The 13,329-nt window shown below is 68.4% G+C and carries 14 protein-coding genes and 1 pseudogene; 9 read left to right on the top strand and 6 right to left on the bottom strand.

Annotation, left to right across the window (positions count from 1 at the left end; genetic code table 11):
- The first annotated feature begins 786 nt into the window (after window positions 1-786).
- Window positions 787-999 (top strand): DUF6199 family natural product biosynthesis protein, encoded by a 213-nt coding sequence (locus tag OG488_RS00930; protein ID WP_329224935.1) that lies wholly within the window; start codon window positions 787-789, stop codon window positions 997-999.
- 110 nt (window positions 1,000-1,109) lie between these two features.
- Here OG488_RS00930 and OG488_RS00935 read toward each other — a convergent pair whose 3' ends face one another.
- Together OG488_RS00935 and OG488_RS00940 are read right to left on the bottom strand one after the other, a co-directional pair.
- Window positions 1,110-1,406 carry a hypothetical protein gene (locus OG488_RS00935; RefSeq protein ID WP_329224936.1) on the bottom strand — a complete coding sequence of 99 codons (297 nt, stop codon included), beginning with the start codon at window positions 1,404-1,406 and terminating at the stop codon, window positions 1,110-1,112.
- A gap of 55 nt (window positions 1,407-1,461) precedes the next feature.
- Window positions 1,462-1,641, bottom strand: a complete 180-nt coding sequence (locus OG488_RS00940; protein ID WP_329238331.1) for a DUF6233 domain-containing protein — start codon at window positions 1,639-1,641, stop codon at window positions 1,462-1,464.
- Here OG488_RS00940 and OG488_RS00945 point away from each other — a divergent pair.
- Window positions 1,574-1,777, top strand: coding sequence for a hypothetical protein (locus tag OG488_RS00945; RefSeq protein ID WP_329239323.1), 204 nt, complete (start codon window positions 1,574-1,576; stop codon window positions 1,775-1,777). The genes OG488_RS00940 and OG488_RS00945 overlap by 68 nt on opposite strands.
- 617 nt (window positions 1,778-2,394) lie before the next feature.
- Here the strand turns inward: OG488_RS00945 and OG488_RS00950 are convergent.
- On the bottom strand, window positions 2,395-2,742 hold the full coding sequence (locus OG488_RS00950) for a DUF1330 domain-containing protein (protein ID WP_329224938.1): 348 nt from the start codon (window positions 2,740-2,742) through the stop codon (window positions 2,395-2,397).
- A gap of 641 nt (window positions 2,743-3,383) precedes the next feature.
- On the opposite strand from OG488_RS00950, the gene OG488_RS00955 reads away from it, so the two are divergent.
- The 6 genes from OG488_RS00955 (at window position 3,384) to OG488_RS00985 (ending at window position 9,761) form a co-directional block, all read left to right on the top strand.
- Window positions 3,384-4,787, top strand: a complete 1,404-nt coding sequence (locus OG488_RS00955; RefSeq protein WP_329224940.1) for a cytochrome P450 — start codon at window positions 3,384-3,386, stop codon at window positions 4,785-4,787.
- Window positions 4,788-5,280: 493 nt separating this feature from the next.
- Window positions 5,281-6,114 carry an SAM-dependent methyltransferase gene (locus OG488_RS00960; protein ID WP_329224942.1) on the top strand — a complete coding sequence of 278 codons (834 nt, stop codon included), beginning with the start codon at window positions 5,281-5,283 and terminating at the stop codon, window positions 6,112-6,114.
- Between the two features lie 782 nt (window positions 6,115-6,896).
- Window positions 6,897-7,445, top strand: coding sequence for a hypothetical protein (locus OG488_RS00970; RefSeq protein WP_329224943.1), 549 nt, complete (start codon window positions 6,897-6,899; stop codon window positions 7,443-7,445).
- Between the two features lie 375 nt (window positions 7,446-7,820).
- Window positions 7,821-8,195: a DEAD/DEAH box helicase family protein gene (locus OG488_RS00975; RefSeq protein ID WP_406460368.1), complete on the top strand. Its 375-nt coding sequence runs from the start codon at window positions 7,821-7,823 to the stop codon at window positions 8,193-8,195.
- Between the two features lie 292 nt (window positions 8,196-8,487).
- On the top strand, window positions 8,488-9,456 hold the full coding sequence (locus OG488_RS00980) for a tetratricopeptide repeat protein (RefSeq protein ID WP_329224945.1): 969 nt from the start codon (window positions 8,488-8,490) through the stop codon (window positions 9,454-9,456).
- 80 nt (window positions 9,457-9,536) lie between these two features.
- Entirely contained in the window at window positions 9,537-9,761 is a 225-nt protein-coding gene (locus tag OG488_RS00985; protein ID WP_329224947.1) for a hypothetical protein, read from the top strand.
- 8 nt (window positions 9,762-9,769) lie between these two features.
- On the opposite strand, the gene OG488_RS00990 is transcribed toward OG488_RS00985, so the two are convergent.
- From OG488_RS00990 to OG488_RS01000, 3 genes and pseudogenes are all read right to left on the bottom strand, one after another.
- Entirely contained in the window at window positions 9,770-9,979 is a 210-nt protein-coding gene (locus OG488_RS00990) for a helix-turn-helix domain-containing protein (protein WP_329224948.1), read from the bottom strand.
- A gap of 366 nt (window positions 9,980-10,345) precedes the next feature.
- The gene (locus OG488_RS00995) at window positions 10,346-11,371 is read right to left on the bottom strand and encodes a hypothetical protein (RefSeq protein ID WP_329224950.1); all 1,026 of its coding nucleotides are present in this window, start codon (window positions 11,369-11,371) and stop codon (window positions 10,346-10,348) included.
- Between the two features lie 83 nt (window positions 11,372-11,454).
- Window positions 11,455-11,709 (bottom strand): annotated as a pseudogene (locus tag OG488_RS01000) (GNAT family N-acetyltransferase); the annotation flags it as partial.
- A 310-nt stretch (window positions 11,710-12,019) separates the two neighbouring features.
- Between OG488_RS01000 and OG488_RS01005 the strand changes: the two are divergent.
- The gene (locus OG488_RS01005; protein ID WP_329224951.1) at window positions 12,020-13,063 is read left to right on the top strand and encodes a S66 family peptidase; all 1,044 of its coding nucleotides are present in this window, start codon (window positions 12,020-12,022) and stop codon (window positions 13,061-13,063) included.
- Window positions 13,064-13,329 lie beyond the last annotated feature (266 nt).

Genomic DNA, 13,329 nt, shown 5'->3' on the forward strand with positions numbered 1-13,329 from the left:
GCCAGGGAGGGCAGGCTGTCTGGAGCACGGGACTCCACCGTCCCGCCGAGCCGCTCGTGCAGAGCGGGTTACCCGCCGATCTGCCGAGACCGGATCAGCGCGCACCCCGGACACCCTGCCGACCAGGATCGTCCAGCACAAGACCTACAGCTCCACTCATTCTGAAACGATCAGTGAGTCTGCACGTTCAAGGGCCCGTCGGACGGCGGCACGATCACCGTCCACGCCCTTCAGACACCGGGCGCCGACGGTCTGCAGTCCCCTGCAGAGGGTCAGGAGGCGAACCTGAACGCCCCGCTGTTCCAGGCAAACGTGATGCAGGACATCCACCCACCGGCCGACGGCCTGGCGGCTGCTGCCGGGACAGGACGAGGAGTCCCAGGGCGGGGTCAGGTATCCGGGTGTGCGTCCGTTTCAGGGCCCAGGCGCTGCCCGGGCAGCCCGCGGGGACCGGTGGGAAGCGGTGGCCCTTCACATCGGTGCTCCAGTGGTGGGCCGCTTCGCAGTCAGACTCATAGATCCCGCTCCTGGGGACGGTCTCGCCCGGGTGCCACATCGTCTGTTCCTCGCTCATACCTCCTGGTGTTCGTCTCCGCGTGACCGGCCGCGACTCAGAACGTCGTACTCGGGTCTGCCCAGCTGCATCTCAACGCCACACAGCCCGACCTCCCTCGCCCAGCCCACGTCCTGCGCACCTTGCCTCAGGCCTGCGCGAGCGATTCGCGGGCACAAGTTCGTTCATCCTCCCGAGGTGGTGGGGGCTTTCAGGAGAGGGGCGCATTACCGATGACCATCGTGATCTTGTGTCTGTTTGTGGTGATGGGGCTGGTGCAGGTCATCAGGCCGCAGCTCCTCTGGAAGATGAACCGCCCCTTGCAGGCGCCATTCGTCAAAAACTATGACGCCACGGAGCCCAGCTCGGCCGGCTACGCGATGACCCGGGCCGTGGGCGCAGTCTTCCTGGTCGTAGCGGTGGTCATGCTGGTGAACGCCCTCTGACGACCTCGCGTACGACAGGAGCCGTCGGTGCATCCTTGCAGGTCAACGGCTCGTGGGCTGAAAAGAAGTAAGCTACTGACCTGAAGCGATGCCTATCGTGCACGAGGTCGTCAGGGCGCAGTTTCGTACGTGACGGTGGTGCTGGAGCAGTTCTCGGCCGCGCCGAGCGGGGCCTGGCGCTCGGCGTCGTCCACGGCGAGATCCCAGCGGAGTTTCGTTGCGCCCCAGGTCGCGGTGTAGGTGCAGTGGTAGGCGGCGTCCGTGGGCATCCACTGCGCGGGGCCGGCCGCGCTCCGCGTCCGTAGCCCCGCCTGACGCAGGAACGCCGCGACGCCCTGGTCCTGGGCGATCCCGGCGAGTCGCTTGGGGCGAGGTCTCCGTACGCAGCGGGGCGAGCGGGGCGCCATACGTAGGTGGCGGCGTAGAGCGTGGCGGGGTGAGTGCGGCGCGGGTTCTGCCGGTTCAGCCTTGCAGTCCGGTCTGCGGTCGGCAGACCTCGCACGACTCGACGTCCGGCTGTGCCAGGGCAACCATCGCGTTCTCGCGGGAGATCAGCCCGCCCTGGTCCGGATAGGTGGCGCACCCTCCCCGGTGCAGCAGGGCCGTCGACGAGGAGCGCTGCGGCTGGATCTTCCACGACATCTCCGCCCGCGCCCGCTCCTGGCACTCCCGCTCCTGGGCTTCCCTGCTCGCCGAACAGCGGAACATCAGCTTCGGCAGCGTCCAGTCGGAGCCGTTCGTACCGCAGCGGGTGGCGCCACACGCCGTGGTCCTGTGACACGTCGGCGCTGATCTCCGCGACGAGGACCGGAGCGACGAGGACCGGCTCAGGGGGCGGTTGTTCCAGGACGTGGTGAAGCGGACGCCGGTCCATGGGTGACCGGGGCCGGCCGCGGTGAGGCGGTCGGCGAGCTCGCGGGCGGGATTTTGGCGGGGTGGTCCTACCCACCAGGCGAAAGCGGCCGGTGGGGTCGTAGCGGCCCAGGAGCAGGACCTGGGGGTAGGGCAGGAAGCTGGTGATACCGCCGATGAGGGCTTCGGTGGTGTTCCTGCGAGACCTTGGTCCAGCCTCGCAAGCCCGGCCGGTAGCGGCCCGTCAGGCTCTTGACCACCACGACTTCGACATCGGGCACGTCGGTCCACTCGCGCAGCCACTCCCCGCGACCGCGGGGTCCGTGGTCGCGGGCACAGCGTCCACGGCGGGCCGAGCTGGTGGTCGGCGAACACGGCATCCAGGACCTCGCGGCGACGCGCGAACGGGGCGTCCAGCGGCCCCTGGCCATTGCGTTGCAGGACGTCGAACACAACGAAGCGGGCGGGCATCTCGGCCGCCTGAGCTGCTGGGGGTCGAGGACGGCGAACTCGCCGTCCAGGACAAGACCGTCGGGCACGGGCTCAATCGGCAGGCAGCGCCTCCCGCATAGCCTCTGCGGTGGCAGTCGGGTCGTAGTCCTCGGGGACGCTTTCGACCAGGATGATGTCGCCCTCGATGTGCCGTGAGCGCAGCGGTGCGATCTCCTGGTAGGCGGGCGAGTCCCACCAAGCCCGCGCGTCGGCGATCCCGGGGAAGCCGATCAGCACGACGTGCCCGGGCCAGACGCCCTCCTTCACCTCGTGCGGCGTGGCGTGCACGAGGAAGCGGCCGCCGTACGGCTCGAAGGTGGCGGGTATGCGCTCGATGTACTCGACGATCTCCGGGTGTGGTGCGGCCTCTTGCAGGTGAGCTATGGCGTAGGCGGGCACGGGGGTCCTTCCGGTCGGTCGGGCTTCGTACGCGGATGATCGTGGCATTGAGAGGCGCGCGGGGTCCATGACCTGACAGGTCATCGACCGCGGCCGAGGCGCGATTCTGTTGCCCCCGGGCCGACTGTGGCAGAGAGTCTTCAATGGCTGGGCAAGTGAGTTCTTCGTCCGATTGGCCGCGCGCGGGAAACGCGGTGTCGCGGATGGCCGTCGCCGGAGTGCTTCCGGTGTGCGCGGACGCGTCCGTCCACCGTGCCGATCGACCCGGCCGACTAACAGGGGTCTCCATGCTTACCGCACAGCTGTCTCTGCAGAACGTCACCCGCCGCTACGACGACCACGGCGTGCCGGACGACGCGTCCTTCAGTACCAAGCCGGGCGAAAGGGCTGGCATCATCGGCGACGACGGAGCCGGAAAACCCACCCTGTCGAGCGAACGCAACACCCAGCGGCGGCATGACGGCCCGGGGCCGGCCAAGCCCAGCCGGTGCTGGCACCGTGCGGGCCATCATCGCCGGAGCGAACTCCGCGACGGACAGGGCCGGCCCACCCGTGACCGCCCCCCGCAGCTGATCGTTGCCCACGCGTACCGGCGGCCGGAGCCGCGGAGGCCAACGAACGTGGACAGGACGGCGAAGCTGATGAGTATGGACAGGACAGCCTGCCCCGGGCAACCGCCCGTGCCGCCCGGCGCGGGAGCACTCGCCCACTCCCGCGCCCTTCGGTTCTGGCTGGACCCGGCCAACCTCGCGGCCCTCCTCGACGAGGCGGGCCCGGTCGTCCGGACCAGAACCGGCCCGGCGACGGCCTTCCAGGTCAACGACCCGGCACTGCTGCGCAAGGTAGGCAGTGATGAGGAAACCTTCCGGTTCTGGGGCCCGGACCCGAGCCTGCGCGACTTCGCCGAGAACGGGGTGGTAGGCCTCGAGGGAGCCGCCCACCGGAAGCGGCGCGCCGTGATGAGGCCCGCGTTCACCGCGTCCCGGCTCACCGCTCTCGGGCCCAGCGTCCAGGCCCGTACCCGGCGGCTTCTCGCTGACCTGCCCTCGGACCGACCGCTCGACATGCAAGTGGAGATGAGCCGGCTCGCCTGTGGCCTCCTCGTCAGCTGTGTCCTCAACAGCGAGCTCGCTCCCGACACCCTGTCCAAGATCGCGGCCGCCCGCTCCACACTGTCCAGCGGTATCTTCTGGCGCTACGCCCTCGCACCCTGGCCCTGGGTTCCCGTGCCCCGGCGCCGCGCCTGCCGCCGCGCGCTCGCCGAACTGGACGAGGCCGTCTACCAGATGCAAGCCCACCACCGGCCCGACCCGGACGGGAAGGACCTGATCTCCTTGCTCGAAGCTGCCGCTCCCGGGAACCCTCACGTGGTGCAGCGCGACGTTCGCGCTCTGCTGATCGCCGGCTTGGAGACCAGCGCCTCCACCCTCGCCTGGACCTGCTACGAACTAGGCCGCCACCCGCACTACCAGCAAGCGCTCCAGGACGAAGCCGACGCCGCGCCCGATACGAGCCGCCTCCAAGCACACCAGCTCCCGCTCGCGACCGCCTTCATCCAAGAAGTCACCCGCCTCCACGGCATCCCGTTCCTGGTCCGCCGCACCCGCCACCAGACCCGCCAGGGGGGTGTACGGATCCCAGCCGGAGCCGTGGTCACCCTGCCCCTGGGGGCCCTGCGCCGCGACAGGAACCGCTACCCCGACCCGGACGTGTTCGACCCGCAGCGCTGGCTCCCCCACGCCGAGCCGCCACCGGCCCCCGCCGCGCTGCTCGCCTACGGCCTGGGTCCTCGATACTGTCCCGGCGCAGCCGCGGCCGATGTCATGCTGCCCGTCGCCCTGGCGACCCTGGCCAGCTCGCGCACGCTGCGCCCGGCGCGGCCGGGCCGCAAGATCCGCGTGAGCCTGGAGCTCACGCCGACGCCCAAGGGCCTGACCATGTACGCCACACCATGCGAGCCTCGGCTCGCCGACACCAGGCCGGCGCCCGACACGAACATCGTTTCCCGTTCCGGGGTAGCTTCCACCGAGAGTGGAATCGCGTGACCCAAGCCCTCCTGCGCCCCGCCGCTTGTGTCTGTGTCAGTGGGGCTGCCGAGGACAGCCGATGGGCTTCAGCGGCGCGGGTGCTTGGTGCCTGGCGGCAGGTCGTGCTGCCGGGACAGTTGGCTGTCACGTGGTGACCAAGTGACTGCTGCCGTCCCATCGACATGAGGTTGACCGGCTGCCACAGAGGCGGCTGCTCATACTTGCTGACGGGACTCGCGGAACATCCGAGCTGCTTCCGCGGTACGCAGGTGCCTCCCAAACCGCTTCAAACCGCTGCTCTATCTCAGGTCCTGGCTCAACTCCTTTGATCAGCATGCAAGGTCGCACACATGGGTGACGCGTGCCGCCTCGGTGCAGGCGACTGCAGCGTTGAGGGCTCCGAGGGCATAGGGTCCTTTAACTGACCGGCCCTGTATGCAGTCGGCGAGACTGGAGTGCTCTGCGGTGCCGGTGCCCGTCCTCTGTGTCGAGACCGCTTGTGAGGGACGCTATGTCTGGTGCGCCGTCCGGTAGGCCCGCTCCCCCGTATGTGGATGCGACGAAGCCAAGTATCGCCAGGGTGTACGACGGCTTCCTCAACGGTTCCGACAACTATGAGGTGGATCGCGAGGTTGTCCGCAGTGTGCTGAAGACGGCTCCCGAGGCTGCGGATCTGGCAGTAGAAAACCGTCGCTTTCTGATCCGCGCCTGCACGTACTTGGCCGAGCAAGCAGGGATCACACAATTCCTGGACTGCGGATCCGGCCTTCCGACAGCGGAGAACACCCATACCGTGGTGCAGAGGATCGCTCCGGACTCACGGGTCGTCTACGTGGACAATGACCCGCTGGTGCTCGCCCACAGCCGAGCTTTGCTTGAGCAGGTCAAAGGTGCCGCGATCGTCTCTGAAGACATCTTCGATCCCGAGGCGTTGCTGCAGAACGACACTGTGCGGTCTCAGCTGGACTGGGACGCGCCCATCGCCTTGCTGCACATGGGCACCCTGCACCACTACAACGGCGAACACGCGCGGACTCGCCAGGACATCATGCGCTCCTACATCGACGCTCTACCCCTTGGCTCCTACGTGGCGATCAGCCATTTCCTGGACCCGGAAGACGAGTACAGCGCGACTGCCCGAAGGATGGAGGAGGTATTCCTGCACAGCATGATGGGCAGCGGCACCTTCTCCACCACGGCTGAACTCGAAAGGCTGTTCAACGGCTTGAAGCTGATCGCACCAGGCCTGGTGCGATGCGTCGACTGGCGTCCCGAGGGCCCGCACATCAAGTCGCTCAACGTAGCGCAGCGGTGCATCGCTGGTGGCGTTGCCCTCAAGCAATAGGCTATAGCCGGGTCGCTGCACCATCGCCTTCGCTTCGTACGATCGCTGGCTGGACCCTCCGCCTTCCCGAGGCTCCTACCGAGGCGGAACAGCTCCGCCTTCAAGGTCGGCTTGGTCCCAGCAGAGCAGGGCCGGATCTGCTCTGCGGCCGGGGCGGATAGGCGAACCGAGTACAGCTGCTGTCCGGTCACCGGCGGCGCCGTCACCTTTCCCGGAGCTCGGGCACGTCGATGAACTCGCTGTCGTCGTAGCCGGAAGCGACGTACGCGTCGACCGCAGGGACGGAGGCGAGGCGGCGCATCCAGTCCTGGATGGGCCGCGTACAGCCCGGCCAGGGAGAACGTCCGCCGCGATTCCTCGAGGGCTGCAGCCCATTTCCGCTCAAATGCTGGCACCCACTGCGTGGAGCGGCGGTCGGCGCGCAGCTGGGCGAGCAGTTCGGCCTGAGCTCCTGGGGTGGCGGCGTAGGGCGTCACGGGGGTGTGGTCAGGCTGCGCGCTCATCGGCTTGTCCCAACCGGGAGGTTGATGCCTCTACGGTACGTGCGCCGGGAGTCCGTGGATGGGGGCATGGAACATTGCGGCCGCTGTTGAGACGGCGCCGGGCAGGTGACGCTCCGGGAGCGGGCCAGCTCTCCCCCGGATGCCGGGCACAAGCTTCCACCCCTTCATTGAACGTGTTCAGTAAGGGGCCTACGATGGCGGTCGAGGGCCCGCATGCCTCGTAGTGCGGCTTACGCGGGCCGATCAGGGGGCGAGACGGTGCAACTGTTAGGCAGACGCGTGGCCGAGCGGGTGGGGGCGGCACCTTGGTCGGTCTCGATCGCCGTGCTGTGCGTGGTCACTACCGCAATGACAGTGGCGGCGGCCGAATGGCTTGTCAGCGCCTCCGACGGCGTGCTCCCGTTCCTCCTCTTCATACTGGTGATCGGGCCGCCCGTGCTGGTGGCTGCGAGCGCGCTGCTGACCACCGTGTACGTCCTGCCGGCTGTGGTTCTGGGGCATTGGTTCGGGCGGCGCGCAGGGCACGGGAGAAGGTGGTGGTGGGTGGCGGTCAGCACAGCGCTGGGGCTTCTGCCCGCGGTCGGCCTGCTCACCGTGGTCCGGTTGCTGCAGGGCGGGGTCCATGAGTGGCGGCAGCTCGCCATGGATGGGTTGCTGTTCGCGGGTGTGCTTTGGACCATTTCGGCGCCGGCTTCCCTTGCCGTCCACATGACCGTGCTGCGTGAAGACGCAGGACGGCCGGTCCGACCAGTTGTGGACATTCTTCTGTGGGGGACCCTCTTGTTGGCCATCGAAGTCACCGTGTTGTTGGCATTGTCTACGCCTTGACCTCAGCGGGTCTCCGAGATCTGCACCCAGCCGCGATCCGCGGATGGCTCTGTGCGGGATAGAGCGCACGGCTCAGAGACCTGTGGTGGCGAGGGTTGGTAAGTACGCGCTCGTCGACAGCCCTACCCGAGCGCTTCTTACAGCCCGCGGGCACCGACCGGTCGAAGAACGGCTTCGCGAAGGGCTCTTCGCGGCTCGTCCGAGGTCTCCCTCTTCGATCCCGCCGAGTACGACGCCGCCGTCGTCGAAGTCCCGGACAACCTGGTCGACATCCCCGCCGGCGGCGAAGCCCACCAGGCGTGGGCCGACCGGTGGGCCCTGTTCGTGGCTGGGGAGATCGAGCGCCGGACTGTGCGCGCATGAGACCTCTTGCCGATGGAGCGTTCCACCCTTGCGAAGATTCGACTGCGTGCTCATCAGCGTGAGGCCGTGGATGCGGTCCTGCGCGCCCTGGAGCTGCCGCCCGGTGCGAGGATCCCTGCCCGCGGCTTGCGTACCCAGGTCATCACTGCGACCGGGTCGGGCAAGGCCTATGTCGCCGCCCGGTGTGCGGATGAGCTCGAGGCCGACCGCCTGCTCATCCTCGTCCCGTCCCTGGATCTGCTCACCCAGACCGAGCAGGCCTGGCGGGACAGCGGCCGCACCGGCCCCGTCATCGGGTCTCCTCCCTGCGCGGTGAGGAGGCGTCCTTCCCGAACACCACGGACTCCGGCGAGCTCGTGGAGTGGGCCCGCAATCGCGACCAGGTGACGGTCTTCGGCGACCTACGCCTCCCTCGGCCTCGGCACCCTGCGCGCCGCCCAGGCGGGCTTGGCCCGCACGATCGGCGCACCGCTGACGAGGAGTGCACAGACCAGCGCCACAAGCACGATCACAGTTCGCGACCCCATCTTCACCTCGCAGGAGCGAAACGAGTTCGACTGTTGCTTACCGAACGGTGATTGTTGGGCAGTCAGGTAACCATCCAGGCGCGGCATGCTCGTGCTGTCGCCGTGAACCGGTGGCGAACAGTCGAGTGCCGGGAATCCGGAGGGGGACGCTCATGCAGGAGGGTTCGAGGGACGAGCGGGTCGGCGACGGGACCGGTCGGCTTCGTGAAGCCGCCGAGGCAGGGGACGCCGAGGCGATGTTCCGGTACGGCCTCTACGTCGGTACGCACGACGACCAGGCGGGCGGTGAACGATGGCTGCGTCTGGCGGCCGAGATGAGGCACCCCGATGCGACCGCAACGCTCGGGGTGCTGCTGCATAAGTGGGGGCGGCACGTCGAGGCCGAGGGTCTGCTGCGTGAGGCCGCCGGTGGCGGGCACGTGCGCGCGATGGAGATGGTCGGGTATCTCCTGAGGCTGCGTGGCGAGCACACCGAGTCCGTTCGCTGGTACCGGCGTTCGGCAGAGGGAGGAAACCCTCACGCGATGGCCGTCCTCGGCGAACTGAGTCAGAAGCAGGGCGCCGAGCCCGAGGCCGAGAACTGGTTCCGCCGGGCCGCCGAGGCGGGTCTCGCCGACGCGGCTTACGCCCTTGGGGAGTTGCTGTACCGCCGGGGTGACGTCGACGAGTCTGCACGGTGGGCCCGGCGGGCGGCGGACGGGGGTTCCACCGCCGCGATGAACGCCCTGGGCGCTCTGTCGCTGGAACAGGGCGACCGGGAGGCGGCGAAGTCCTGGTATCGCAAGTCGGCCAGGGCCGGCGACGACGAGGGCGCCCGTCGGCTCGCGGAATTGCTCAGCCGCGCTGAGCTGGCCGCCGAACTCGACGCATGGATGACCGAGCGCGCCCTGAAGGGGGACGTCAACGCGATGCTCGCGCTGGGGCGTTCCAGAGAGCGGGAGGGTGATCTGCAAGCGGCGCAGGGGTGGTATGAGAAGGCCGCCGGGACCGGGCACCTCGGTGCGATGGCCCGGCTGGCGAATCTCTTGGAGCGGCAGGGGCACTCCCGTCAGGCGCAGGCGTGGTCCCGAAGGGCCGCGGAGGCGGCGCCGCAGCCGCCGGACGAGGGCCACGGTCGGTAGACGTTCGTGGACTGATCTCCCGGGCCGCGGCCTGTGCACCGCCGCGCGGGCGGACGAGATGGACGCCGACACCGTCATCCGTGAACCGTCCATCGCCCGCGAGGGTCGGCTGGTGGCAGCGCCAGGGCTGGATCGAAGACGATCCCACGATCGGCATCGAGCGGCGGCCGGCACCGCCCGACCGCACCAGGGCTCTCGCGGAGAACCAGATCGCCGCCCTGTGGCCGCTCGACGTCGCCCTGTGCGGCGTCAGCCGGACCCGCATGGGCCGGCGGCGGGCGGCCAGGTTGATCGGCGCCTCTTGACCGGCTGCTCAGCGGGCCGGGAGGTTCTGGGCCGAGGTGACGATCAGGTCGGTGTGCGTGCGGTCGAGGAGGTGGCAGAGCGTCGCCAGCACCGGCAGGGACAGCCGTTCAGGAGTGCCGGAGACCAGGCGGTGGACCTGGGAGGAGGACAGTGTGATGCCGCATTCGGTCAGGTACGGCATGAACTCGGCGACGGAGAACATGCCGCAGGCGGCCATCAGGTCGCGCAGGCGCCATCCGGTAGCTGATCTGGCGTGGCATCAGGAGTGCCTTCCTGGCCGCAGAGAGGCCTCGACGGTCGCGTCCAGGACAAGTCGCAGGGAGCGGGCTCGGAAGTCGGAGGAGAGGCAGGTGTGGATCGCGGTGGTGGGGGCGTGATGCGCTGACCGTTTCAGCTCGCCGCTCCTACCGACGGGCGAGCTCACCGGGACGCGCTCAACCTGGGGCGATGCGTCGCAGTCGTGTCAGGGATGGCCCGCTACCTTCTCGGATGTCAGGCCGCAGGCAGGCACCCTGAGCCTCGCGGCCGCCCGGCGTCAGGGCATGCCCTCACCGTGACGCCCCCGGCTGCACACTGCGGACGCCTACGTCATCAACTCGATGTGCGGATGCTCGGGCTCCGCCGGGCAGACGAACAGGTGCTGCCGGTAGCCGCTGCCTATCTGGACACCGGTCGCGTTGTAGCCGCGGTGGCCGGGGTACGGTCCAGCACCTGGGTGGGGGTGCGGAGACCAACTGTTCCCGGCGTCGTCCCCTTCCTCGAACGTGGCGACGGTCATCAGGACCTCCATGCCGGTGCCGCACGCGGAGCAGGGCCGCGGGCTGGGGTCGGTGGAGTTCCAAGCGGGCCAGCCGCCGACCTTCCAGCCGGGTGCGTTGGACAGCGCACAGTCGTAGTACGTGTCCGGGTCCATGTCTTCCTCTGCTGCCTGCGGCACAGTCCACTGCTTGAGCTGCTCCCGCAGTTCTTCGCTCAGGTCCAGATGGTCGGGGTACTCGGTGATCTGCTCCGGTTCGAGCACGCACGGTTCCGGTAGATAACCGTCGAACTCCACTGCAGGCGGCTCAGGGGGCGTGTCAAGAATGTCTGTGACGGAGGCTGCCGAACGCCAGAAGAGCAGGGTCCTGGGCATGATCGGATGATCGAAGGGGCACCACAGAACCTGCAGCAGGTCCTTGCCCTCCGGCGGACTCAGATCGGGCACATCCCGCACGTACAGCTGCGCGACAGGCAGCATCGCCATGGGGCCGTCGTACGCCTGGACCGTCAGCCTCACCGGATACGTCCGAGGGGGTCGGATCCGCTCAAGAGTCTCCCGTTCCTCCGGAGTCAGGTCCCGGCCGTGCGAGGCGGCGAAGATCCGTCGTTCCAGCCGCAGATCCGCCGGGGACCGGGCTGGGCTGCTGCCATGCACCACATGCGGGTCCTCGCAGTGCGGCCACGGCTCCTCAGCGGGCCACAGCAGCGGCCCGCCGATCGAGCTGTCGTGCCACGTCGGCGCCCCAGGCCGGGGATGGAGGCGGGTCGCCGTGCGGGCCAGCGGCACCAGTTGGGGAAAGACCGCGGCAACGTCGATCGGCCGTGGCGGAGTGACAGGAGTGACGTTCATGGCCGCAATCTTGCCAATCGCTTCTGACAACGGCCCTTGACCACGTGCCCGCGGCCTTCGCGCCAGGCGGTGCACTTTCGGGCGTGCAGCCGCTTCACCATCACCGCGTACACCGGTGAGTCGGCGAACGGCTGCTGTTCGCCCGCCTTCTCGTAGCCCCACGTCTCGTAGAGTGCATGGACCTTCGGGTGAGTCACGTCGACCAGGAGCACCGCGAGGTCCTCGCCCCGCTCCGTCAGCAGGGCCTCGTGCAGACGGTCCGAGACGCCCTGCTTCCGCCACTGCGGGCGCACCATGACCTCGGAGACCGCGTACGTCGCGGTGCCTTCGCCATTCGGCTAGAACGCATCCCCGACGCGATCCCCGATTCGGCCATAGCGTCGGCTGTCTCACCGCAGTCGACACCATTCCAGGGACCATGACACCGGAACCACTCGCAGAATCCGTCTTCGACACCCACGTCCTTCTGCGCGAGGGCGACAACCTGATTGTGCCGAGGCCGGTCGCTGGTCCTCCCCAGTCGCCCTGTGCTGGGCCAACGAAGCTCGACCGACGGAGTGGTGGGCGTCGGGATGGACAGTGGGGCAGCTTGCGGGGGCCCCGAAATATTCGCTGCGGCACCGGCCCGCCGGCTTCTACGCTCATCAGATGACAACCCCTCTCTACCCTGCCAAGCCCCGCCCCGGAGACCGGGTCGCGGTGTTGTCACCCTCATCCGGTCTGCCCGCCCTCTTACCTCTGCCCTACGAATGGGGGCTGCGCAGACTCCAGGACGACTTCGGACTGAAGCCAGTCGAGTACCCGACGACCCGGAAGATGGGTGCGACGCCCGAGGAACGGGCCGCGGACATCCACGCGGCCTTCTCGGATCCCGACATCAAGGCAGTGATCGCCAGCATCGGCGGCGACGACCAGATCACCATCCTCCCCCACCTCGACCCCGGCATCCTCCGCGCCAACCCGAAGCCGTTCTTCGGCTACAGCGACAACACCAACCTGCTGCTGCACCTGCGGAAGCTGGGCATCGTCGGTTATCACGGCGGCTCGGTCATGGTCGAGCTCGGACGGCCCGGCGCGATGAATCCGCTGACCGCGGACTCCCTCCGGGCAGCGCTGTTCACCTCGGGCGAGTACGAGATCACACCACCAAGCACCTACGGAGACATCGACCGCCCCTGGCAGGACCCGCACACCTTCGAGTCCGAACCGGAGATGGAACCCGCCGACGGCTGGAGCTGGCACAACGGCGACCGGGTAGTGGAAGGAATAAGCTGGGGCGGCAACCTGGAGATCATCTCCTGGCTGTTGATGGCCGACCGCGCAGTGCAACCGGTCGACGACTACGCCGGGAACGTGCTCTTCCTGGAGACCTCGGAGGACATGCCGAGCGCCCAGGACGTCTACTGGATCCTTCGGAGCATGGGCGAACGCGGACTGCTGCAACAGTTCCCCGCCCTGCTGATGGCCAGAGCGAAGAGCTGGTCGTTCGAAAAGCAGCTCAGCACCCAGGACAGGGCACACTTCCGCCGGCAACAGCGAGACGCCGTCCTACGGGCTCTCCACCAGTACGCGCCCGACACCATGGCCGTGTTCGACGTCGACATCGGCCACACCGACCCGCAGCTCGTGATTCCCGTCGGAGGACAAATACGGGTGGACGGCCCGGCACGCCGGATCGTCGTCACCTACTGAACCCACGCCTGAGCAACCGCTGCCCAGAGACCCTGGCGCCACGCCATCCCCCACCCAGCCCCCCTTCTCCATATCGCTCAACTTCGACGGCACAGGAGGAGACACACACTGCGCTGCTTCGATAGACGGGACGTATGCGCATGAGGGCACGCCGCCCACAGCCCCGTGGCTCTGCCGGTTCTCAGGGGAGCAGTTCTTTTCGTCGGCGCGCCGTCGACCGCGGCAGCGTCGAGGGAGGTGGCGATGGCAGCGTGAGCTTCAGCGTC

This window comes from Streptomyces sp. NBC_01460 (assembly GCF_036227405.1).
Lineage (GTDB): Bacteria > Actinomycetota > Actinomycetes > Streptomycetales > Streptomycetaceae > Streptomyces.

Excerpts from the sequence above, each read along its gene's own strand:
- OG488_RS01005 (WP_329224951.1), top strand. The coding sequence starts at position 12,020 with ATGACAACCCCTCTCTACCCTGCCAAGCCCCGCCCCGGAGACCGGGTC.
- OG488_RS00955 (WP_329224940.1), top strand. The coding sequence starts at position 3,384 with ATGAGTATGGACAGGACAGCCTGCCCCGGGCAACCGCCCGTGCCGCCC.
- OG488_RS00930 (WP_329224935.1), top strand. The coding sequence starts at position 787 with ATGACCATCGTGATCTTGTGTCTGTTTGTGGTGATGGGGCTGGTGCAG.
- OG488_RS00935 (WP_329224936.1), bottom strand. The coding sequence starts at position 1,406 with ATGGCGCCCCGCTCGCCCCGCTGCGTACGGAGACCTCGCCCCAAGCGA.
- OG488_RS00995 (WP_329224950.1), bottom strand. The coding sequence starts at position 11,371 with ATGAACGTCACTCCTGTCACTCCGCCACGGCCGATCGACGTTGCCGCG.
- OG488_RS00960 (WP_329224942.1), top strand. The coding sequence starts at position 5,281 with ATGTCTGGTGCGCCGTCCGGTAGGCCCGCTCCCCCGTATGTGGATGCG.
- OG488_RS00980 (WP_329224945.1), top strand. The coding sequence starts at position 8,488 with ATGCAGGAGGGTTCGAGGGACGAGCGGGTCGGCGACGGGACCGGTCGG.
- OG488_RS00975 (WP_406460368.1), top strand. The coding sequence starts at position 7,821 with ATGGAGCGTTCCACCCTTGCGAAGATTCGACTGCGTGCTCATCAGCGT.
- OG488_RS00940 (WP_329238331.1), bottom strand. The coding sequence starts at position 1,641 with ATGTCGTGGAAGATCCAGCCGCAGCGCTCCTCGTCGACGGCCCTGCTG.
- OG488_RS00990 (WP_329224948.1), bottom strand. The coding sequence starts at position 9,979 with ATGGCCGCCTGCGGCATGTTCTCCGTCGCCGAGTTCATGCCGTACCTG.